This window comes from Isoptericola variabilis 225, assembly GCF_000215105.1.
GTDB classification, from domain to species: domain Bacteria; phylum Actinomycetota; class Actinomycetes; order Actinomycetales; family Cellulomonadaceae; genus Isoptericola; species Isoptericola variabilis_A.
The window spans coordinates 1069655-1090536 of the sequence record NC_015588.1 but is presented as its reverse complement, the minus strand read 5'-3'; the positions used below and the strand labels follow the sequence as shown (position 1 = coordinate 1090536).

At 74.5% G+C, this 20882-nt stretch carries 22 protein-coding genes; 13 read left to right on the top strand and 9 right to left on the bottom strand.

The window, feature by feature from the left end; translation table 11 throughout:
* The first annotated feature begins 50 nt into the window (after positions 1–50).
* Positions 51–1274 (top strand): pyridoxal phosphate-dependent aminotransferase, encoded by a 1224-nt coding sequence (locus ISOVA_RS05015; protein ID WP_013838174.1) that lies wholly within the window; start codon positions 51–53, stop codon positions 1272–1274.
* Between the two features lie 74 nt (positions 1275–1348).
* Here the strand turns inward: ISOVA_RS05015 and ISOVA_RS05010 are convergent, their stop codons facing one another.
* Positions 1349–1966 (bottom strand): LysE/ArgO family amino acid transporter, encoded by a 618-nt coding sequence (locus ISOVA_RS05010; protein ID WP_013838173.1) that lies wholly within the window; start codon positions 1964–1966, stop codon positions 1349–1351.
* Positions 1967–2040: 74 nt separating this feature from the next.
* Here ISOVA_RS05010 and ISOVA_RS05005 point away from each other — a divergent pair, with 74 nt between their 5' ends.
* The gene (locus tag ISOVA_RS05005) at positions 2041–2970 is read left to right on the top strand and encodes a LysR family transcriptional regulator ArgP (RefSeq protein WP_013838172.1); all 930 of its coding nucleotides are present in this window, start codon (positions 2041–2043) and stop codon (positions 2968–2970) included.
* Positions 2971–2977: 7 nt separating this feature from the next.
* Here ISOVA_RS05005 and ISOVA_RS05000 read toward each other — a convergent pair whose 3' ends face one another.
* The 3 genes from ISOVA_RS05000 to ISOVA_RS04990 all read right to left on the bottom strand — a co-directional run bounded on the left by ISOVA_RS05000 (position 2978) and on the right by ISOVA_RS04990 (position 7898).
* Entirely contained in the window at positions 2978–4276 is a 1299-nt protein-coding gene (locus ISOVA_RS05000; protein ID WP_143762062.1) for an LCP family protein, read from the bottom strand.
* 38 nt (positions 4277–4314) lie between these two features.
* Positions 4315–6573 carry an esterase-like activity of phytase family protein gene (locus ISOVA_RS04995; RefSeq protein ID WP_013838170.1) on the bottom strand — a complete coding sequence of 753 codons (2259 nt, stop codon included), beginning with the start codon at positions 6571–6573 and terminating at the stop codon, positions 4315–4317.
* Between the two features lie 83 nt (positions 6574–6656).
* Complete coding sequence (locus ISOVA_RS04990) at positions 6657–7898, bottom strand: multidrug effflux MFS transporter (protein WP_013838169.1); 1242 nt, start codon at positions 7896–7898, stop codon at positions 6657–6659.
* Between the two features lie 109 nt (positions 7899–8007).
* Here ISOVA_RS04990 and ISOVA_RS04985 point away from each other — a divergent pair, with 109 nt between their 5' ends.
* Entirely contained in the window at positions 8008–8787 is a 780-nt protein-coding gene (locus ISOVA_RS04985) for an SOS response-associated peptidase (protein WP_013838168.1), read from the top strand.
* 1 nt (position 8788) lies between these two features.
* Here the strand turns inward: ISOVA_RS04985 and ISOVA_RS04980 are convergent, their stop codons facing one another.
* Positions 8789–9856: an adenylate/guanylate cyclase domain-containing protein gene (locus tag ISOVA_RS04980; RefSeq protein WP_143762060.1), complete on the bottom strand. Its 1068-nt coding sequence runs from the start codon at positions 9854–9856 to the stop codon at positions 8789–8791.
* Positions 9857–9909: 53 nt separating this feature from the next.
* Positions 9910–10743 carry a biotin--[acetyl-CoA-carboxylase] ligase gene (locus ISOVA_RS04975; RefSeq protein ID WP_013838166.1) on the bottom strand — a complete coding sequence of 278 codons (834 nt, stop codon included), beginning with the start codon at positions 10741–10743 and terminating at the stop codon, positions 9910–9912.
* Between the two features lie 112 nt (positions 10744–10855).
* Here ISOVA_RS04975 and ISOVA_RS04970 point away from each other — a divergent pair, with 112 nt between their 5' ends.
* From ISOVA_RS04970 to ISOVA_RS04925, 10 genes are all read left to right on the top strand, one after another.
* Positions 10856–12478 carry an acyl-CoA carboxylase subunit beta gene (locus ISOVA_RS04970; RefSeq protein WP_013838165.1) on the top strand — a complete coding sequence of 541 codons (1623 nt, stop codon included), beginning with the start codon at positions 10856–10858 and terminating at the stop codon, positions 12476–12478.
* A 25-nt stretch (positions 12479–12503) separates the two neighbouring features.
* Positions 12504–13046 (top strand): hypothetical protein, encoded by a 543-nt coding sequence (locus ISOVA_RS04965; RefSeq protein ID WP_013838164.1) that lies wholly within the window; start codon positions 12504–12506, stop codon positions 13044–13046.
* On the top strand, positions 13046–13288 hold the full coding sequence (locus ISOVA_RS04960; RefSeq protein WP_013838163.1) for an acyl-CoA carboxylase epsilon subunit: 243 nt from the start codon (positions 13046–13048) through the stop codon (positions 13286–13288). Before ISOVA_RS04965 ends, ISOVA_RS04960 begins: the two co-directional genes overlap by 1 nt.
* On the top strand, positions 13285–13845 hold the full coding sequence (locus tag ISOVA_RS04955; RefSeq protein WP_013838162.1) for a hypothetical protein: 561 nt from the start codon (positions 13285–13287) through the stop codon (positions 13843–13845). Before ISOVA_RS04960 ends, ISOVA_RS04955 begins: the two co-directional genes overlap by 4 nt.
* A gap of 123 nt (positions 13846–13968) precedes the next feature.
* Entirely contained in the window at positions 13969–14190 is a 222-nt protein-coding gene (locus ISOVA_RS04950) for a DUF6458 family protein (protein ID WP_041295163.1), read from the top strand.
* A gap of 81 nt (positions 14191–14271) precedes the next feature.
* Positions 14272–16005 (top strand): DUF885 domain-containing protein, encoded by a 1734-nt coding sequence (locus ISOVA_RS04945; RefSeq protein WP_013838160.1) that lies wholly within the window; start codon positions 14272–14274, stop codon positions 16003–16005.
* A gap of 18 nt (positions 16006–16023) precedes the next feature.
* A complete protein-coding gene (locus ISOVA_RS04940; protein ID WP_013838159.1) occupies positions 16024–16944 on the top strand; it encodes an AEC family transporter in 921 nt (306 codons plus the stop codon).
* A gap of 10 nt (positions 16945–16954) precedes the next feature.
* A complete protein-coding gene (locus ISOVA_RS04935; protein ID WP_013838158.1) occupies positions 16955–17602 on the top strand; it encodes a Maf family protein in 648 nt (215 codons plus the stop codon).
* A 176-nt stretch (positions 17603–17778) separates the two neighbouring features.
* On the top strand, positions 17779–19569 hold the full coding sequence (locus ISOVA_RS04930) for an acetyl/propionyl/methylcrotonyl-CoA carboxylase subunit alpha (RefSeq protein WP_013838157.1): 1791 nt from the start codon (positions 17779–17781) through the stop codon (positions 19567–19569).
* A gap of 138 nt (positions 19570–19707) precedes the next feature.
* On the top strand, positions 19708–20217 hold the full coding sequence (locus ISOVA_RS04925; RefSeq protein ID WP_013838156.1) for an NUDIX domain-containing protein: 510 nt from the start codon (positions 19708–19710) through the stop codon (positions 20215–20217).
* A 25-nt stretch (positions 20218–20242) separates the two neighbouring features.
* Here the strand turns inward: ISOVA_RS04925 and ISOVA_RS15390 are convergent, their stop codons facing one another.
* Genes ISOVA_RS15390 through ISOVA_RS17170 form a run of 3 tightly spaced genes read right to left on the bottom strand, consistent with a single transcriptional unit; the run spans position 20243 to position 20882 of the window.
* A complete protein-coding gene (locus ISOVA_RS15390; protein ID WP_049788243.1) occupies positions 20243–20446 on the bottom strand; it encodes a hypothetical protein in 204 nt (67 codons plus the stop codon).
* Positions 20404–20673, bottom strand: a complete 270-nt coding sequence (locus ISOVA_RS17175) for a low temperature requirement protein A (protein ID WP_049788242.1) — start codon at positions 20671–20673, stop codon at positions 20404–20406. Before ISOVA_RS17175 ends, ISOVA_RS15390 begins: the two co-directional genes overlap by 43 nt.
* Before the next feature lie 17 nt (positions 20674–20690).
* Entirely contained in the window at positions 20691–20882 is a 192-nt protein-coding gene (locus tag ISOVA_RS17170) for a hypothetical protein (protein ID WP_013838155.1), read from the bottom strand.

Genomic DNA, 20882 nt, shown 5'->3' with positions numbered 1-20882 from the left:
AGCCGTCCCACGGTCCGGCCGGCCCGGGCACCTGCGGTTATGGTCGGTCCATGACCGATGCGCACGCGGGCCTGCCCGTGCCCGGCCGCTGGCGCGACGTCGCGCGCGCGACGGGCCTGCTCGCCGCCGACGGGACGGTCGCGCAGACGATCTTCGCCGAGATGACGGGCCTGGCCGTCCGCACGGGGGCGATCAACCTCGGCCAGGGCTTTCCCGACGTCGACGGCCCCGACTACGTCAAGGAGGCGGCGAAGGCCGCGATCGACGCCGGGCGGAACCAGTACGCGCCCGGCGACGGGATCCCGGAGCTGCGCCGCGCCGTCGCCGACCACCAGCGCCGGCACTACGGGCTCGCCGTCGACCCGGACTCCGAGGTGCTCGTGACGACCGGCGCGACGGAGGCGCTGGCCGCGGCGATCCTCGCGCTCGCCGGGCCGGGCGACGACGTGATCACGCTCGAGCCGTTCTACGACGCGCACGCCGCGGTCATCGCGATGGCCGGCGCCACGCACGTGCCCGTCCCCCTCACCGCGGAGGGCTTCCGGCTCGACGTCGCGGCGCTGCGGGCCGCGGCGTCCGAGCGCACGCGGCTGATCGTCGTCAACACGCCGCACAACCCGACCGGCACGGTCCTCACCCGCGAGGAGCTCGAGGCGATCGCCGCCGTCGCGCGCGAGCACGACGCCGTCGTCCTCACCGACGAGGTCTACGAGCACCTCACGTTCGACGGCGCCGCGCACGTGCCGGTCGCGACGCTGCCCGGCATGGCCTCGCGCACGCTCACCGTGTCCTCGAGCGGCAAGACGTTCAGCTTCACGGGGTGGAAGGTCGGCTGGGTGCACGGCCCGGCCGAGCTCGTCACGGCCGTGCGCACGGTCAAGCAGTTCCTCACGTACACGTCAGGCTCGCCGTTCCAGCCGGCGATCGCCCAGGCGCTGGCCGACGACGAGACGCCGCGCGCCCTGGCCGCCTCGCTCGCCGCGCGCCGGGACCTGCTGTGCGAGGGCCTGACCGCGGCCGGGTTCGACGTCGTCGTGCCGCAGGGCACGTACTTCGTGGTGGCCGACGGCGCGCCGCTCGGTTTCGAGGACGGGCACGAGCTGTGCCGCCGCCTGCCCGAGCTCGCCGGCGTCGTCGCCGTGCCGGTGTCGGCATTCTGCCGGGAGGGGTCGACGACGGCGGACCGGCTGCGCTCGCGCGTGCGGTTCACGTTCGTCAAGCGCGAGGACGTGCTGCGCGACGCCGTCGAGCGCCTCCACCGCCTCGCGACGTAGCGCGAAACGCGACGAAGTAGCGCGACACGCTGCGAAGTAGCGCCGAGGCTCACGCTACGTCGCGGGACGACGCGCTACCTCGCCGTGAGGAGGGAGACGGCGACGGCGAGCATGATCACCGCGATGACCGCGTCGAGCACGCGCCACGCCCCGGGCCGCGCGAGCAGCGGCGCGAGCAGCCGACCCCCGTACCCGATGCCGGAGAACCAGAGGATGCTCGCGAGCACCGCGCCGGCGCCGAACCACCAGCGGGCGTCGCCGTACGTCGAGGAGATCGACCCGAGCAGCACCACGGTGTCGAGGTAGACGTGCGGGTTGAGCCACGTCAGGGCGAGCGCGGTGAGCACGGCCGGACGCAGGCGACGTCCGGCGTCGGGCATCGCCCCGGCGGGCGCGGCGACGAGCTGCTCGCTCCCCTTCCACGCGCGCCGGGCCGCGAGGAACCCGTAGCCGAGCACGACGGCGGCACCCGCCCACCGCGCGACCTCCACCACGGTGGGCGCGCGCTGCACGAGCGCGCCGAGCCCGCCCACCCCGGCCGCGATGAGCACCGCGTCGGACGCCGCGCAGATCGCCACGACCACGCCGACGTGCTCACGTCGCACACCCTGGCGCAGCACGAAGGCGTTCTGGGCGCCGATGGCGACGATGAGCGAGAGCCCGAAGCCGAGGCCGGCGAGGAAGGTGAGCACACATCGACGCTAGGCGGCCTGGCGACATGCAGTCCAACTGTTGTTCCTTACGCCAGTGAAGCGATACTTCAGGAGTGCGATGGGACTCCGGACAGCTCGAGGCGCTCGCCGCGGTCGTCGCAGAGGGGTCGTTCGACGCGGCGGCCCGCGCCCTGCACATCACGCCGTCGGCGGTGAGCCAGCGCATCCGCGCGCTCGAGAACGCCGCAGGCAGCGTGCTGGTGCGCCGCACCCGCCCCGTCGAGCCCACGGATCAGGGGCGGACGCTGCTGCGCCTGGCCCGGCAGGTCGAGCTGCTCGGCGCCGAGGCGGCGCGCGAGCTCGGTCCCGCCGCGGCCGATCCGGCCGACGACGACGCGCGTCCCGTCACGGTGCCGCTCGCGGTCAACTCCGACTCGCTCACGACGTGGCTGATGCCCGCGCTCGCCCGCGTCGACGGCGTCTGCTTCGACCTGCACACCGCCGACCAGGACCGCACGGTGGATCTCCTGCCCGCCGGCGTCGTCATGGCAGCGGTCACGTCGCAGCGCGAGCCGGTGCAGGGCTGCACCTCGGTGCCGCTCGGCACCATGCGCTACCGGCCGGCGGCCGCACGGTCCGTCGTCGAGCGCTGGTTCCCCGACGGCCCGACGCTCGAGGCGCTCGGCCGCGCGCCCGTCGTCGTGTTCGACCGCACCGACGACCTCCAGGACCGCTGGCTGCGCGACGTCGCCGCGGCCGCCGGCGCACCGGTGCCCGACCCGCCACGCCACCACGTGCCCAGCACCGCGTCGTTCCTGGAGGCGATCCGCCTCGGTCTCGGCTGGGGGATGTGGGGCCCGCTCCCCCGGCCGGGCGCCCGCTTCCCGCTGCTCGACGACGCGGCCGACGTCGTCATGCTCGACGACGACTCCGCCGTCGACGTGCCGCTCTACCTGCAGCAGTGGAAGCTGCGCTCCGAGGTCCTCGACCGCGTCGCGGGCGCGCTGCGCGCCGAGGCGCGCCGGACGCTGCTCCCGCTCTGACCGGCGCTCAGGCGGCGTCAGCGCAGACGCCCGGCCGCACAGACGGGCTCGGCGACGGCGTCGGGCCGGCCGAGCCGCCGGACTCCGCTCCGGACTCCGGCTCGCTCGCGCCGTCGAACGGCTCCTCGCTCGCCGGCGCGCTCGGCCGGTCGGACGCGTCGGACCCGTCGGGCGACGCCCCGTCCGACCCGCCGGAGGCCGACGGCGAGGGCGCCGGGCTGCCGGGCGGCGGCTCGTCGGCCCGGATGCGCTCCCAGATCGCGTCGGCCTCGTCGGTCCACACCACCCGGTCGGGGTTGCGCGGCGCCTCGACGACCGGCACGGAGGTGAACACGATCTGCGCGGGGTCGATGTTGCGCATGCTCCACGCCAGGCCCGCGAGCGCCGCGGGGCTCGCGAGGTCACGTCCGGTGCTGATGGACTGGAGCACCTCGCGGACGACCCGGTAGAGGCGGGGCGAGTCGGTGATGATGTTCTGCGCGAGCACCTCGCGGAGCATGGCGTCGAAGAACGCCTGCTGACGTTCGATGCGGCCGAGGTCGCTGCCCATCTCGAGCCCCATGCCGGAGCCTTGGCGGGCGCGCAGGAAGTTGATGGCGGTGTACCCGTCGAACCGCTGCTCACCCGCGGGCAGGTCGAGGTCGACCTTGCGGCCCTTGACGGGTTCCGGCAGGCACATGCGCACGCCGCCGATGGCGTCGACGACGTCGATGACGCCGGACATCTTGACGACCATGTGGTCGGTGATCCCGACGCCGGTGAGCGACTCGACGGTGAGGATGGTGCACGCCGCGGCGCCGGTGATGTCGCGGTCGTCGCCGCCGCCGATGGTGAACGCGCGGTTGAACATCGTGTTGCGGCGGGCGTCGGAGGTGCTGCCGTCGCTGCGGGGGCACGCGGGGATGTCGACGAGCGAGTCGCGCGGGATGGACACCGCCTCGATGCGGCTGCGGTCGCCGGAGACGTGGACGAGCAGCGTGGTGTCCGAGTGGAACTCGTCGCCCTCGCCTGCGAGGGCGGCGTTCTCCTCGTCGCGGAAGTCGGTGCCCATGACGAGGATGTTGAGCGCCTGCCCGGCGAACGGGTCGTCCGGGTCCTGCTCGTCGGAGTGCGCCGGGGGGCGCGAGCGGTCCTCGCCCAGGAGGGCCTCGACGTCGGACACGTCGAGCTGTGCCTGCAGGTCGAGGTAGGACGCGACGGCGCCCGTCCCGACGAGCGCGAGCACACCCGTCAGGCCGAGCGCCACGGCGCGTGCGGCTCGGTGCGAGGGCAGGCCGGCCGCGTGCCGGGGTGGGGTGCGCTGCACACCGCGACTATAGGCGGTGTGCAGCGCACTCGCCCTGGTCAGCGCGCCCGTACGGCCGCGACGGCGGCGTCCGGGTGGTCGCTGAAGAGGCCGTCCATGCCGGCGTCGAGGAACGCCCGGATCTCGCCGGCCATGTCGCCGGGGGCGGTCGGGTCGGCCGAGGAGCGGAACTCGGCGGGCAGGAACTGGTTCTCGGCCCGGAAGGTCCAGCCGTGCACCTCGAGCCCGACGGCGTGCGCGTGGGCGATGACCGGCGTCGGCTCACCGAGCGTGCCGTCCGCGCGGCGCGGGATCATGACGTTCTTCTCGAGCCCGACGCCGTCGGCGTAGGTGGCGATCTCGGCCAGGCCCGCGGGCGTGACCATGTCGGCGTAGGTGGTCGGGTCGCCCGCCGCGACGAGGTCGTACGGGGCGCCGCTGCTCGAGACGAGCTGGGCGAGCCGGACGTCGGTCATGGCGTCGAGCTCGCGCAGGTTGCCGGTCTCGAACGACTGGAGGATGACGGGCGCGTCGGCGTGGTCGAACCCGTTGGCCTCGAGCTCGGCGACGAGCGGCTCCTCGAGCGACAGCCCGATCGAGTCGAAGTACGTCGGGTGCTTCGTCTCGGGGTACACGCCGACGGGGCGGCCGTCGCACGTGCGCGAGTGCCGGGCGAGGTCGAGGACCTCGTCGAGCGTCGGCACCTGGTAGAGGCCGTCGAACCGGGCGCTGCCGGGGCGCACGGCCGGGATGCGCTCGACCGCACGCAGGGTGCGCAGCTCGGCGAGCGTGAAGTCCTCGGTGAACCAGCCGGTGACGGGCCGGCCGTCGATGACCTTGGTGGTGCGCCGGCCGGCGAACTCGGCACGGGAGGCGACGTCCGTCGTGCCGCCGATCTCGTTCTCGTGCCGGGCGACGAGCACGCCGTCCTTCGTGGCGACGACGTCGGGCTCGATGTAGTCCGCGCACTGCAGGATCGCCTGCTCGTACGCGGCGAGGGTGTGCTCGGGGCGGTAGCCCGACGCGCCGCGGTGCCCGACGACGGTGACGCCGTCGTCGCGCACGCGCTCGCGGCGCAGCTCGACGAGCGCCATCTCCGTGTCGTCGGGCGTGCCGGGCGTGCGCGCCGCGTTGCCGGGGTAGTTGTTGTCGTTGCCGATGAGGATGCGTCCGTCGCGCAGGCGCAGGACCGTCTCGAACGACTGCACGGGCAGGGAGAACGTCTCGCCCAGACCGTAGCCCTCGCCCGCGTCGATGCCCAGCGGGTTGGCGATGCGGAGCGCGTCGAGCACGAGCTCCTTGACGAGGTTGCCGTCGGCGTCGGTGCGGCGCAGGTCGACCTCGTACACGCGCTTGATGACGGACGCCTCGCCGTCCCAGTTGTCGCGCTCGACGAACCAGAACCGGCCCGGGCCGACGGTGAAGGAGTCGCCCACGAGGTTGCCCGGCAGGTCGGTGCGGTAGCTCCAGGTGCGGTCCGTGTACTCGCCGCGGCGCGTGTCGAACTCGTAGACCACGCGGCGGCGCTCGTCGGTCTCGCCCACGAGCGCGTTCTCGACGACCGGGTAGAGGTACCGCCCGTCGGGCGAGGCGCTCATGGCCTCGAAGCCGCTGCTCGCGCGGACGCCGGGCGTTTCGCCGGGCGCGAGGTACGGGTTCTGCGGCGACTTCAGGCCGCCCGGCAGCCCGACCGGCGGGGCGAGCAGCGTGCCGTCGGCGTCGAAGTGCAGCACGAACGGCCCGAACTCCTCGCCGACCCAGAACGTGCCGTCCTTCGCGCGGACGACCGACTCGACGTCGAAGTCGGCCCCCGTGAGCAGGCGCTCGTCGGTGCCCTCGTTCGTGATGGGGAAGTCGAGGACGCCGTTCGCGTCGTGGTAGTCGATGCGGTCGAGGATCTCGATCTCGCCCGAGCCGGGCGTGCCGGTGTCCCAGTCGGGCTTCACGAGGTAGTTGCGCAGCAGGAAGTCGGCCGAGTTGGCCTTGGTGCCGAAGCCGTTGTCGGGCTGGGCCCGGAACGTGCCGTCACCGTTGTCGACCATGGCCGAGAAGCCGGGGATGATCTGGCCGTCCCACGGGCCCTGCCGGACGTTCGCGGGGGTGGCGTCGGCGCCCGACGGCGGGCCGTCGGCGAGGAAGTCGGCGTCGAGCGTGGCGCGGCCCACGAGCGTGGGCACCAGGTGCGTCGTCGTGCGGGGGTCCGACGACGGACGCCCGGCGGCGCTCGCGCCCGCGGCGGCCGTGCCGATTCCGGTCGAGAGCAGGAGGGCCGCGGCGGCGCCGGCCGCGGCGGTACGGACGAGCGGAAGACGTCTCATGGCGCCGATCCCACCGAGGGCGGGCGTCGCCTGGCCGAACCCGACGTGAAACCTGGACGTCGGCCGGGTGAACTCCGTCCGGCTCAGACGTGCGACATCTCCGCCCAGCCGCCGCGGTGGAACGCCGGCGTGGCCAGGGCCAGCACGAGGAGCGCCACGACCAGGGCGCCCAGCATGACGGCGGCCATCGCGACCGCGTCACCGCCCAGCACGCCGACGAGCGGCGAGACGAGCCCGGCGACCCCAGACTGCACCGCGCCGATGACCGCGGCGGCGGAGCCGGCCCGCTCGCCGTGCCGCGACAGCGCGATCGCCGACGCGTTCGCCGGGATGAGGCCCTGGAACGCCAGCACGACCCACAGCACCGCCAGCAGGCCGATCAGCCCCCCGAGGTCCGTGAGCGCGACGGCCATGAGGGCGACGGCGAACACGCCCTGCAGGACCAGGGCGGCCCGCAGCAGGCGCACGGGCGCGACGCGGCGCACGAGCGCGGCGTTGACCTGCGCGGACAGCACGAGCCCCAGCCCGTTGAGCGCGAAGAGCAAGGAGAACTGGGAGTGCGAGAGCCCGTAGCCCTCCTGGAACACGAAGGGCGAGCCCACGACGTAGCTCATGAGGACCGCCATGCCGAGGCCGGGCAGCACCGCGAGCGCCATGAAGTGGCGGTCGCGCAGCAGGACCCGGTACCCCGCGAACACGCTGCCCAGGCCGCCGGCCTGGCGGCGGGTCGCGGGCAGAGTCTCGGGCATGAGCCGCCAGACGACGAGAGCCATCGCGACGCCGCCCAGCGCGAGCGCGGCGAACACCCAGCGCCACGACGCCGCCGCGGCGACGGCCGAGCCGAAGGTCGGGGCGAGCATGGGTGCGACGCCGATGACGAGCATGAGGCGCGACAGGATGCGGGCGGCCTCGGCGCCGACGAAGCGGTCGCGCACGACGGCCATCGCCGCGACGCCGCAGGCCGCGTTGAAGAAGCCCTGGAGCAGGCGCATGCCGACCAGGACGGTCATGTTCGGCGCGATCGCGCACAGCAGCGACGTGATGACGTGCAGCGCGAGGCCCCACAGCAGCGGGGCGCGCCGCCCGTACCGGTCGGACAGCGGCCCGATGACGAGCTGGCCCGCCGCGCCGCCGACGAGCATGACGGAGACCGACAGCTGCGCGTACGCGGCGCTCGACCCGAGGTCGGCCGCGACCTCCGGCAGCGACGGCAGGTACATGTCCACCGTGAACGCGGGCAGCGCGGCGAGCGCCCCGAGCATGAGCACCCAGCGGTACGGCGAGCGGGCGCGCACGGGTGTCGCGGTGGATGCGGCGTGGGGCATGGCCGCCATCCTATCGAAACGATACGAGGCGCGGCAGTGCCGCTCCGGTGATCCCCCTCACGAGCGCGCGGGCCGGCCCGGTGTCGGTGGGGTGCGCGAGCATGGACCCATGTGCGGCAGGTACGCGTCCTTCCGGGACGCCGAGGACATCGCGGACGAGCTCGCCGTCGCGCGCATCGCCGACGACGCGCGGCTCCTGCCCGCGTCGTGGAACGTCGCGCCGACCGACCCCGTCCGCATCGTCGTCGAGCGCCCCGAACGCCTCGAGGGCCGCAGCACGGGCGAGATCACCCGCCAGCTGCAGGTCGCGCGCTGGGGGCTCGTGCCCTCGTGGGCCAAGGACCCGGGCGTCGGGGCCCGCATGATCAACGCCCGCTCCGAGACCCTGCTCGACAAGCCCGCGTTCGCCAAGCCCCTCGCGGTGCGGCGCTGCCTGCTGCCCGCGGACGGCTACTTCGAGTGGCGCAAGCTCGCCGTGCCCGAGGGCGCCCCCGCGGGCGCCAAGGTGCCCAAGCAGGCGTACTGGATCCGTCCCGCCGACGGGGACGTCGCGGCGCTGGCGGGGCTCTACGAGTTCTGGCGCGACCCGTCCAAGGCCGACGACGACCCGGACCGCTGGCTCGTGTCCGCCACGGTCGTCACGCGGCCCGCGGCCACCGAGCTCGAGCGCATCCACGACCGCATGCCCGCGATCCTGCCGCGCTCGGCGTGGGACGCCTGGCTCGACCCGGCCGTGGGCGCCGACGAGGCGCTCGAGATCGTCCAGGGCGCCGGCGTCGCGCTGAGTACCGTGCCCGTGAGCAACCGGGTGGGCAGCGTGCGCAACAACGACCCGGGCCTCGTCGAGCCCGACCCCGAGCCGCTCGACCCCGACGTCGTGCGCGTGTGAGTCAGGAGCCGGTGTAGGCGCGCTGCAGCCGCACGGGCGTGATGGTCCCGATCCCCTGCAGCTCGCGCGGGGGCTGCGCGGTGAGCGCGTAGCGCGACGACGACGCGAGCAGTGCCGCGGTCGGCGGGTCGACGAGCACCGTGGCGGGCTCGGCGAGCTCGGTGATCCGCGAGGCGAGGTTGACGTCGGGCCCGAAGACGTCGCCGAAGCGGGACAGCACCCGGCCCCACACGAAGCCCACGCGCACCGGGATCTCCTCCTCGGTCGCGTGCGGCGCCGCGAGACCGAGCGCCACCTCGGCGCCCGTCGTGACGTCGTCGGCCACGAACAGGACCGCGTCGCCGATGGTCTTCACGACGCGCCCGCCGGCCTCGACGATGACGTCGCGCGCCCGCGACTCGAACCGCTGCACGAACTCGGCCAGCTCCTGCGAGCCGAGCCCTGCCGTGCGCTTGGTGAACGACACGATGTCGGCGAAGCCCACCGCGCGGCGCAGCGGCAGCTGGTCGGCGCTCACCGTCTCGCCCTGCTCGCCGCCGAACTCGATGGCGAGGCGGCCGGTGAGCGCGGCGAGCTGGCGGCGCCACGCGTGCTCGAGCTGGTGCGACAGCCGGTCCGCCAGGTGCGGGATCTGGTGCAGCACGGCCTGGCGGGCGTGCGGGTCGTCCAGCCCGTCGCGCCGGCTCACGAGCTCGACGAACGCCTCGACCTGCCACAGCGCGAGCCGGTCGGTGGTGTGGCCCAGCGCGCGGATGAGCGTCATCTGCGCGCGCTCGTCGAGCCGCGCGTCCTCGACGAGGTCGCCGATCTCGCGCAGCGCCTCCATGTCGGCGTCGGTGAACCACGGGTCGGTCGGGTGGGTCACGGGCAGCCCGAGCCAGCGCCAGTACGACTGGATGAACTCGTGCGACAGCCCCGTGCCCTCGACGAGCTCGTCGAGCGTGTAGCGACGCGGGCCGCCGAGGATCTCCTCGTCGAGGCGCGCGGCGACGTCCGCGACCCGCGCCCGCTCCTCGCGGTCGGCGTCGCTCGCAGCGCCCGTCGGACCGCTCGTCGTGTCGCTCGTCACGTGGCCCACTGTAGTGCGGGCGGCCTGGACGGTTGCTGAGTACCCGGTGCGGCTCAGGCGGTCCGCAGGTGGTGGACGTCGCCCGCGGTGACGACCCGTTCGCCGTCGGCGGTCTCCACCACGAGGGCGCCGTCGTCGGCGACGCGCGCCGCGACCCCCTCGAGCACGCCGCCCGCCCCGGCGAGCTCCGCGCGCACGCGCGTGCCGAGCGTCGCGGAGCGGTCCGCGTACTCGCGCGCCAGACCGGCGGCCCGCGCGTCACCCCCCGCCTCCTCGAGCCGCCCGACGGCGGAGGTCAGCTCGCGCACGAGGCTCACGAGGAGCGCGCCGCGGTCGAGGTGCGTGGCGCCCGCGAGCGCCAGCGACGTCGCGGTGGGCACCGGCAGCTCGTCGACGGTCTGGGCGACGTTGAGCCCGACGCCCACGACGACGCCGCCGCCCGGCACGACCTCTGCCAGCACGCCGGCGACCTTGCGGTACGGGCCGAGGCCTTCGACGTCGGGCGCGGCGGGCACGAGCACGTCGTTGGGCCACTTGAGCCGGGCCTCGACGCCCGCCTCGTCCGCGGCGCGCGCGGCGGCGAGCCCGGCGACGAGCGGCACCCAGCCGAGCGCGGCGGCCGGCACGTGCGGGCGCAGCAGGACCGAGACCGTCAGCGCCGCCCGCGCGGGGGTCTCCCAGGTCCGCCCGGCCCGGCCCCGCCCGGCGACCTGGTGCTCGGCGACGAGCGCGCCCGGCGCGGCGAGGCCCGGCTCGGCACGCGTCCGCTCGACGAGCGCGGTGCTGGTCGACGGCGAGGTCTCGACGACGTCGAGCCACGCGAGCGGTCCGGCGGGGGTGAGGAGCTCGCGGCGCAGGGCGTCGACGGCGAGCGGTGCACGGTCCATGGCACGATCCTCGCGCAGAGCCCGCCGTTTGTCGGGTCCGGACAAAGATCGGGCTGCGCACGCAGCCTGTCGCGCATCGATCCGTGGCATTCCACCAACTAGGGTCGATCGGGTGAACGACGCCGCCGCGACCACCACCGCCCCGTCCGAGCCGCGCCTCGTCGGCACGGCCGCCAAGCTCGCCGACCTCGAGCGCCGTCGCGCCGAGGCGGTCACCGAGCCCGAGGCCACCGCGCAGGCGAAGCAGCACAAGCGCGGCAAGAAGACGGCTCGCGAGCGCATCGAGGCGCTGCTCGACGAGGGCTCGTTCGTCGAGCTCGACGCGCTGGCCAAGCACCGCAGCCGCAACTTCGGCATGGACGCCAAGCGCATCGCGGGCGACGGCGTCGTCACCGGCTACGGCACGGTCGACGGGCGCCAGGTGTGCGTCTTCAGCCAGGACTTCACGGTCTTCGGCGGCTCGCTCGGCGAGGTGCACGGCCAGAAGATCGCCAAGGTGCAGGACCTCGCGCTGCGCACGGGCGTGCCGATCATCGGCATCTCCGACGGCGGCGGCGCACGCATCCAGGAGGGCGTCGCGGCGCTCACGCAGTTCGCGGAGATGTTCCGGCGCAACGTCGCGGCCTCGGGCGTGATCCCGCAGATCTCGCTCATCCTCGGCCCGAGCGCGGGCGGCGCGGTCTACTCCCCCGCCCTGACGGACTTCATCGTCATGGCCGACGGCACGTCGAACATGTTCATCACCGGCCCGGACGTCATCAAGACGGTCACGGGCGAGGACGTCGACTTCGAGACGCTCGGCGGCGCGCGCACGCACAACAGCCGGTCCGGCGTCGCGCACTACATGGCGCACGACGAGGACGACGCGATCGACTACGTGCGCCACCTCCTGTCGTACCTGCCGCAGAACAACCTGTCGGACCCGCCCGCGTTCCCGCCCGAGGACGACGCGCCGCTCGAGGTCACCCCGGAGGACGAGGCCCTCGACACGATCGTCCCGGACAGCGACAACCAGCCGTACGACATGCGCGCGGTGGTCGAGGCCGTCCTCGACCCCGAGTCGTTCCTCGAGGTCCAGCCGCTGTTCGCGCAGAACGTGCTCGTCGGCTTCGGGCACGTCGAGGGCCAGGCGGTCGGCATCATCGCCAACCAGCCGCTGTCGATGGCCGGCACGCTCGACATCGACGCGGCCGAGAAGGCCGCGCGCTTCGTGCGCACGTGCGACGCCTTCAACATCCCCGTGCTCACGTTCGTCGACGTGCCGGGCTTCCTGCCGGGCGTCGGGCAGGAGCACCAGGGCATCATCCGCCGCGGCGCGAAGCTCATCTACGCCTACGCCGAGGCGACCGTCCCGCTCGTCACGGTCATCACGCGCAAGGCGTACGGCGGCGCGTACATCGTCATGGGCTCCAAGCAGCTCGGCGCCGACGTCAACCTCGCGTGGCCGACGGCGCAGGTCGCCGTCATGGGCGCCAGCGGGGCCGTGAACATCCTCCAGCGCCGCGCGCTGCAGCAGGTCGCGGAGGCGGGCGGCGACGTCGAGGCCGAGCGCGCCCGCCTCACCGCCGAGTACGAGGACGCGATCGTCAACCCGTGGGACGCGGCCGAGCGCGGCTACGTCGACGCGGTGATCCGGCCCTCGGAGACGCGCGTCCAGGTCGTGCGGGCGCTGCGCGCGCTGCGCACCAAGCGCGCGAGCCTGCCGCCCAAGAAGCACGGCAACATCCCGCTGTGACGGCGGCTGAGGGACAATCGCACCCATGAGCCACGAGGACGCCACCCACGGACCTGCCCCGATGCCGGCCGTGGACCCCGAGCCGATGCACCGCGCGGTCGACGCGCTGGCCGCCGCGCTGCACGAGTACGTGCGCACCGCCGTCGGCGTCCGGTCCGAGTTCGGCGCGGCCGAGGCCGACGAGGACCCGCGCATCCTCGCGCTCGAGAACCGCATCGGTCAGCTCAACGCGACGCTCTTCGACGCGCTGCACGACGGGCTCGGGATGCACCCCGACCTCACGAGCTCCGTCTGGGGCCCGGAGCAGGACGCGCACGACGAGCACGAGCACCACGTGCCCGAGGGCGCGATCGTCGCCGAGCCGTTCTACCTCGGGTTCCTCGTGGCCGCCCCGCCGCAGCCGGCCGACATGACGCTCGAGGGTGTCATCGAGCTGCTCGACGAGGCGGGCGAGGAGGTCGCGAACCGGCTGCTCGACGGCGGCTACGAGGTCGTCGAGTGGGCGGCCTCGCGCGGCCAGGCGGCCGCGTTCGGCGACGACGCGGACGACGAGGAGGACGAGGACTGATGACACCCCAGGTCCGCGTGGTCCGCGGCGAGCCCGACGACGTCGAGGTCGCCGCGCTGGTCGCGGGGCTCGCCGCGGTGACGGCGTCGAACGGCCTGTCCGACGACGCCGCGCCCGTCAACGAGTGGACGAACCGCGCGCGCACGCTGCGCGGCAACGGCGCGGGCGTCACGGCCCGCAGCTTCGGCGGTCGCGCCGGCCGCCACAACGCCGACGCGTGGCGCTGGAGCCTGCGCTCGTGAGCGTCGTCTGGCAGCAGGTCGCGACGCCGGACGACGTCGAGGCCCCGCTCGGCGACCCGCCCGCGCCGCCGCGGCCCGGGCTCGTGCGGCGCTGGCTGTGGGCGCCCGCGCTCGCCGCGGCCGTCGTGCTCTACGTGGTCAGGCGCTCGGTCGAGGACCCGTCGGCCGAGCTCGAGCTCTGGCTCGTGCTGGGCATGCTCGCGGCCGTGGCCCTCACGGCGGTCGCCGCGCTCGTGCGCTACCGCGACGACCAGACCCAGGCCGCCGCCGCGCGCGGCGCGAGGGCCCTGGCGACGGACGCCCGCGCCACCACGGGCTCCGTGACGGTCCGCGAGCGCCCCGTGCGCGGCGGGCGGATGCTCAGCGGGGTCCTCGCCTACCCGGGCGAGGACGGCACGGCCGAGGAGACGTGGTCGCTGCTCGTGCGGGACGACGACGAGCTCGCCGCCCCGCGCGCCGGCGACCCGGTGGCCGTGTGGTGGGCGCCCGGTTCCGACGTCGTCGTGGCGCGGTACAACCGGGCCTGGGCCGACGAGGTGCGGCGCCGCACGCGCTGACCGCCGACGTCGTCGCCGCCCGCGACATGCCGTCCGACGTGCCTCGACGCGCGAGCGGGCCGAGTCCTCGCCATGATCGAAGGCGACACGGGCGACCGGACGCCCGGGAACGGAGGCACCCTGATGGGTATCGGAAGTGGCATCTTCCTCATCGTCGTCGGCGCGATCCTGGCCTTCGCGATCGCACCCGACACGTGGGACGTCGTCAACCTCAACGTCGTCGGCTACATCTGCATCGCGGCCGGGATCCTCGCGCTGATCATGGGGCTGATCTACAACCGGCAGCGTTCGCACACGAGTCACCGGGTCGAGCGGTACGACGACCGCACGCCCCCGCCCGTCTGACCGAGGACGAGCGCGGCGAGACGGCGCCGGACCGCACGGTCCGGAGCCGTCGGCGTGCCCGGCCCGCGCTAGGCTCGCGGCGTGACCCAGGACACCACTTCCTCCGGCCCTGCTCGCACCCCGTCCGCGCTCGACGCCGTCGCGGACACGTACGTCGCGCGCTCGGCCGAGATCAACCCGCTCATGGCCACGTCGATCGGCCTGTCGGGCTACGACCACCTCATGACGGACCTGTCCCCCGCCGGGCACGAGGCGCAGGCGGCGGCGGACCGGGAGGTCCTGGCCGAGCTCGACGCGCTCGAGCGCGACGGGCGCGCGCCGGTCGACGACGTCGACCGGGTCACGCTGGCGGCGATGCGCGAGCGCATCGGCCTGCAGCTCGAGCTGCACGCCTCGGGCGAGCCGCTCGCGAGCCTCAACAACATCGCCTCGCCCGTGCAGGAGCTGCGCGACGTCTTCGACATCATGCCGACGGGCAGCGTCGAGGCGTGGGAGAACGTCGCCGCCCGCCTCAACGCGATCCCCGACGCGATCGAGGGGTACACCGCCTCGCTCGCGGAGGCGGCACGGCGCGGCAGGGTCGCCGCGATCCGCCAGGTCCGCGAGGGCATCACCCAGGCGCGCGAGCTCGCGGCGTCGGACTCGTTCTTCCGCACGTTCGTGACGGGTCCGCAGGTCGACGCCGTCCTCGACGACTCGTCGGCGTGCAGCCTGGTGCGCGCCGAGCTCGAGCGCGGCGCCGAGGCGGCGTGCGCGGCCTACGGCGGCCTGGCGCACTTCCTCGAGACCGAGCTCGCGCCGCAGGCGCCGACGAAGGACGCCGTCGGCCGCGAGCGGTACGCGCTGTTCTCCCGCCAGTTCCTCGGCGCGACGGTCGACCTCGACGAGACGTACGAGTGGGGGCTCGAGGAGCTCGACCGCATCGTCGCGGAGCAGGAGGCGGTCGCGCGCGAGATCGCGGGCGACGGCGCGACGGTCGAGGACGCGGTGCGCGCACTCGACGCCGACCCCGCCCGCAGGCTCGAGGGCACCGACGCGCTGCGCGCGTGGATGCAGGAGACGGCCGACGAGGCGATCGCCGGCCTCGCCGGCACGCACTTCGACATCGAGGGCCCGGTCCGCACGATCGAGTGCATGATCGCCCCGACCCAGACGGGCGGCATCTACTACACCCCGCCGAGCGACGACTTCTCGCGCCCCGGCCGCATGTGGTGGTCCGTCCCCGCCGACGTCACGGAGTTCAACACGTGGCGCGAGAAGACGACGGTCTACCACGAGGGCGTCCCGGGCCACCACCTGCAGTGCGCGGCCGCGGTCGTCGCGAAGGACACGCTCAACACGTGGCGCCGGCTCATGTGCTGGGTGTCGGGCCACGGCGAGGGGTGGGCCCTGTACGCCGAGCGGCTCATGGCCGACCTCGGCTACCTCGACGACCCGGGCGACCGCCTCGGCATGCTCGACGCCCAGCGCATGCGCGCCGCGCGCGTCGTGCTCGACATCGGCGTGCACCTCGAGAAGCCCTGCCCCGAGCGGTGGGGCGGCGGCGTGTGGGACGCCGAGAAGGCATGGCCGTTCCTGCTCGCGAACGTCAACATGCCCGAGTCGTTCGTGCGGTTCGAGCTCACGCGCTACCTCGGCTGGCCGGGCCAGGCGCCGTCGTACAAGGTCGGCCAGCGGCTGTGGGAGGCCACGCGCGACGCGGCCCGCGCGGCGGCCGAGGCCCGCGGCGAGACGTTCGACCTCAAGGCGTTCCACGCCCGGGCGCTCGGCCTCGGGTCGGTCGGCCTCGACGTGCTGCGCGACGCGCTCGCCTGACGGGCGCGCGCGGCACGGATGAACGGGATCCTCACCGGCTTCGCGATCATCGGCGTCGTGGTGGCCGCCGGCTACCTCGCGGCCCGGCTGCGCCTCGGCGGGCCCGACGCCGCGACGACGCTCAACCGCATCGGGTTCTTCGTCGCGAGCCCGGCGCTGCTGTTCACCGTCGTGGCCGACGCCGACCTCGCGCGCCTGCTGCAGGCGCCGCTGCTCGTGCAGGCCGCGGCCGGGCTCGCGGCGGCGCTGCTGTTCCTCGTCGCGAACGCGCTGTGGTTCCGGCTCGCCGGGCCCGAGCGCACGATCGGCGCGCTGTCGTCGGGGTACGTCAACGCCGGCAACATCGGCCTGCCCGTCGCGGTGTACGTGCTCGACGACGCGACCGCCGTCGTGCCGGTCATCCTGCTCCAGCTGCTCGTGGTGTCCCCGCTGGTGCTGCTGCTCCTCGACGCCCAGACCAGCCGGCGCGTCTCGGTCGGGTTCGTGCTGAGCCAGCCGGTGCGCAACCCGATCATCCTCGGCTCGGTCGGGGGCGCGGTCGTGTCGCTGACCGGCTGGTCGGTGCCCGACGTCGTCATGGAGCCGCTCGTCATCCTCGGCGGGGCGGCGATCCCCATGATCCTGCTCGCGTTCGGGATGTCGCTGCACGGGTCGCAGCCGCTGCGGCGCGGCGAGGGGCGAGCGGCCGCGATCGTCGCCGCGGTGCTCAAGGCCGTCGTCATGCCGGCGGTTGCGTTCGTCGTCGCGCGGTACGGCGTCGGGCTCGACGCCGGCGAGACGGTCGCGGCCGTGACGATCGCCGCGCTGCCCACGGCCCAGAACATCTTCAACTACGCCGCGCGGTTCGGCCGCGGCGAGGTGCTCGCGCGCGACACGATCCTCGTGACCACGATCGCCTCGCCCGTGGTGCTCCTGGTCGCGGCGCTGCTGCTGACCTAGGGTGGCCGCCGTGCCGCACCTCGTCCTCGCCTCGCAGTCCACCGCCCGCCTCACCACGCTCCGCTCGGCCGGCGTCGAGCCGACCGTCGTCGTCTCGCACGTCGACGAGGAGGCGTTGCTCGCCGACGCGCGGCGCCGCTTCGACCCGCTCGAGCCGGCGGGCGCCGTGCTCGTGCTCGCGCAGGCCAAGGCCGAGGCCGTCGCCTCGCGGGTCGAGGACGAGAGCACGTCGGCGCTCGTGCTCGGCTGCGACTCCATGCTCGAGCTCGACGGTGAGGTCGTCGGCAAGCCCGCCGACGCGGAGGAGGCGCGCGCCCGGTGGCGCGCGATGCGCGGCCGCGCCGGCGTGCTGCGCACGGGCCACTGGCTCGTCGACGTGCGCGACGCCGACGCGGGCGGCACGGGCGCGACGCTCGGGGCGACGTCGTCCACGACGGTGCACTTCGCGGACATCGACGACGACGAGATCGACGCGTACGTCGCCACGGGCGAGCCGCTGCGCGTCGCGGGCGCGTTCACGATCGACGGCCTGGGCGGGCCCTACGTCGAGCGGGTCGAGGGCGACCACCACGGCGTCGTCGGGCTCAGCCTGCCGCTGCTGCGCGAGCTGCTCGCCGAGCTCGACGTGCCCTGGCGGGAGCTGCGCAGCCCGCGCTGACAGCACGCCCCGTTCGCGGATTCCACCAAGCGCACCGCCCGAGGACGCCCTCTGCGGGCGGCAACAATGTGGGATCTCTCCAAAGCCGCCCGCTCGCGCTTTGGAACCCGGCACAGACTTCTCGGGCGAGGCGTCCGGGAGTGCCGGGGCGACGGCGCGGCGCGTTACGGTGAGCCGTGCCCACCATCACGAAGGTCCTCGTCGCCAACCGCGGTGAGATCGCGGTCCGCATCGCCCGTGCCTGCGCCGACGCCGGCATCGCCTCCGTGGCGGTCTACGCCGACCCCGACCGGGAGTCCCTGCACGTGCGCCTCGCGGACGAGGCGTTCTCGCTCCACGGCGCCCGGGCCGTCGACACCTACCTCGACATCGCCAAGATCATCGACGTCGCGCGCCGCTCGGGCGCCGACGCGGTGCACCCGGGCTACGGCTTCCTCGCCGAGAACGCCGAGTTCGCCCAGGCCGTCATCGACGCGGGCCTGACCTGGATCGGCCCCTCGCCCGACGCCATCCGCGCGCTGGGCGACAAGGTGAGCGCGCGGCACATCGCGCAGTCCGCGGGTGCCCCGCTCGTGCCGGGCACGCCCGACCCCGTCTCGGACGTCTCCGAGGTGCACGCGTTCGCGGCCGAGCACGGCCTGCCCGTCGCGATCAAGGCCGCGTTCGGCGGCGGCGGCCGCGGCCTCAAGGTCGCGCGCAGCCACGACGAGATCGACGAGCTGTACGAGTCGGCCGTGCGCGAGGCGACCGCCGCGTTCGGCCGCGGCGAGTGCTTCGTCGAGCGGTACCTCGACACGCCGCGTCACGTCGAGACGCAGTGCCTCGCGGACGCGCACGGCACCGTCGTCGTGGTCTCCACGCGCGACTGCTCGCTGCAGCGCCGCCACCAGAAGCTCGTCGAGGAGGCGCCCGCGCCGTTCCTCACGCCCGAGCAGGAGGCCGAGCTCGACCGCGCGTCGAAGGCGATCCTGCGCGAGGCCGGGTACGTCGGCGCCGGCACGTGCGAGTTCCTCGTGGGCGCCGACGGCACGCTGTCGTTCCTCGAGGTCAACACGCGCCTGCAGGTCGAGCACCCGGTGACCGAGGAGGTCACCGGCATCGACCTCGTGCGCGAGCAGCTGCGCATCGCCGCGGGCGAGCCGCTCGGCTACGACACGACGACCGTGCGCGGGCACTCGATCGAGTTCCGGATCAACGGCGAGGACCCGGCCGCCGGGTTCCTGCCCGCGCCCGGGCGCATCACGACCCTGCGCTGGCCGAGCGGGCCCGGCGTGCGCGTCGAGACGGGCGTCGTCGAGGGCGACACCATCTCCGGCGCGTTCGACTCCATGATCGCCAAGCTCGTCGTCACGGGCGCCGACCGGACCCAGGCCGTCGAGCGGGCCCGCCGCGCGCTGCGCGAGCTCGAGGTCCAGGGCATCCCGACGGTCGTGCCGTTCCACCGGGCGGTGCTCGAGACGCCGGACTTCGTGCCGACCGACGGCTCGCCGTTCCGCGTCCACACGCGCTGGATCGAGACCGAGTTCGCGGAGACGCTCGCGACGCTCGCGCCCGCCACGCCGCACGCGGCACCCGCGGCCGAGCCCGAGCCGGAGCAGCTCGCCGAGCGCGTCGTCGTCGAGGTCGGCGGGCGCCGCCTCGAGGTCGTCCTGCCCGCGGGCCTCGGCAGCGCCGCGGGGCGCGCCCGGTCCGCCAACGCGGCACGCCGGCCGCGGCGCGCCGCCCGGTCCGCGGCCGCCGGCGGCTCGAGCGGCACGACGCTCGCCTCGCCCATGCAGGGCACCATCGTCAAGGTCGCCGTGTCCGACGGCGACACGGTCGCCGAGGGCGACCTCGTCGTCGTGCTCGAGGCCATGAAGATGGAGCAGCCGATCCTCGCGCACCGCGCGGGCACCGTGCGCTCGCTCAGCCTCGAGCCCGGCGCCGGCGTGACGGCGGGCGCGCCCATCTGCGAGATCCTCGACTGAGCCGCCCGCGAGATAGCGACCCGTCGCCGAGGTAGCGGCGGGTCGCCAGGTTTCCGCCCGAATCCGGCGACGGGTCGCTATCTCGGCGACGGGCCGCTACGTCGGCGGAGGGGTGCCGGCGCGTGGCAGAGTGGGGCCGTGCCCGACGCCTCGACCCCCGGCCGACCCGACACCCGCCTCCACCGCCACCCCGGCGACGGCTGGGTCCCCTGCGGCGACCACCGTCACTGGGGGCTGCACGGCGCGGCCGGGCTGCTGCTCGCGCGTCGCGGCAGCGGCGGCACGGTGACGCACGTCGTGCTCCAGCACCGCGCGCTCTGGTCCGACCAGGGCGGGACGTGGGGCGTGCCGGGCGGCGCGCTCGCGCCGGACGAGTCGCCGGTCGAGGGCGCGCTGCGCGAGGCCGAGGAGGAGGCCGCGATCCCGCCGGCCGCGGTGCGCGTCGTCGGCACGCACGTGCTGGACCACGGGCCCTGGGCCTACACGACCGTCGTGGGCGAGGTGGCCGACGGCGCCCGGGTGGACCCGGCACCGTCGGACCCCGAGAGCCTCGAGGTGCGCTGGGTCCACCTCGACGAGCTCGGCGGCCTGCCGCTCATGCCGCCGTTCGCCGCCGCGCTGCCGACGCTGCTCGTCATGCTGGACTGACCGGGAGCCCTGGACGACCGGGTCGTCAGCCCTGGGCCAGCATCCGGGCGACGTGCCGATGCCCCACGGTCTCGTACCCGACGACGGTGACCGCGGGCGCGAGCATGACGACCAGCAGCGCCCACGCCATCGGAGCGCCTGCCGCGGCCGCGACCACGGCGACGGCGAGCACGGCCACGGCGCCGGTCACGAGCCACGCGTGCAGCGGGTCGAAGGTGCGCACGAGCACCCAGTACAGGGTGTAGTCGGCGAGGACGAACAGCAGCCGGCGACCATGACCTCGTTGTGGATCCGCTCGCCCTCGACCAGGGACTCGAACATCCGGGGCAGTCCGAGGGCCAGGACCACGACGCCGATCATCTGCACCATCGTCGTCACGCGGTAGAACCAGTCGTCCGTGTCGAACGCCGACGCGAACCACGAGAAGTTGATCCACGCCCACACGATCGCGAACATCGAGAACGCGAAGCCGATCAGCCCTCGCCGACGTGGTCCTCGACCAGGAAGTGCGCGGCCTCCTCGCCCGCCACGCCGAACGCGACGACGAAGGCGAGGCCGAAGAGGAGCTCCAGAGGCGTGGCGCCGCGGAAGGCCTGGCGGGGGTCGCGTCCCGACATCCGCCGTACCCGGCGCACCGTGCCGGCGGCGTCGCTGCTCAGGTTCAT

Coding starts and splice junctions, on each gene's coding strand:
- ISOVA_RS04950 (WP_041295163.1), top strand. CDS start 13,969: ATGGGTATCGGAAGTGGCATCTTCCTCATCGTCGTCGGCGCGATCCTG.
- ISOVA_RS04965 (WP_013838164.1), top strand. CDS start 12,504: ATGAGCCACGAGGACGCCACCCACGGACCTGCCCCGATGCCGGCCGTG.
- ISOVA_RS04990 (WP_013838169.1), bottom strand. CDS start 7,898: ATGCCCCACGCCGCATCCACCGCGACACCCGTGCGCGCCCGCTCGCCG.
- ISOVA_RS04960 (WP_013838163.1), top strand. CDS start 13,046: ATGACACCCCAGGTCCGCGTGGTCCGCGGCGAGCCCGACGACGTCGAG.
- ISOVA_RS04985 (WP_013838168.1), top strand. CDS start 8,008: ATGTGCGGCAGGTACGCGTCCTTCCGGGACGCCGAGGACATCGCGGAC.
- ISOVA_RS05015 (WP_013838174.1), top strand. CDS start 51: ATGACCGATGCGCACGCGGGCCTGCCCGTGCCCGGCCGCTGGCGCGAC.
- ISOVA_RS17170 (WP_013838155.1), bottom strand. CDS start 20,882: ATGAACCTGAGCAGCGACGCCGCCGGCACGGTGCGCCGGGTACGGCGG.
- ISOVA_RS04995 (WP_013838170.1), bottom strand. CDS start 6,573: ATGAGACGTCTTCCGCTCGTCCGTACCGCCGCGGCCGGCGCCGCCGCG.
- ISOVA_RS17175 (WP_049788242.1), bottom strand. CDS start 20,673: ATGTTCGCGATCGTGTGGGCGTGGATCAACTTCTCGTGGTTCGCGTCG.
- ISOVA_RS04940 (WP_013838159.1), top strand. CDS start 16,024: ATGAACGGGATCCTCACCGGCTTCGCGATCATCGGCGTCGTGGTGGCC.
- ISOVA_RS04975 (WP_013838166.1), bottom strand. CDS start 10,743: ATGGACCGTGCACCGCTCGCCGTCGACGCCCTGCGCCGCGAGCTCCTC.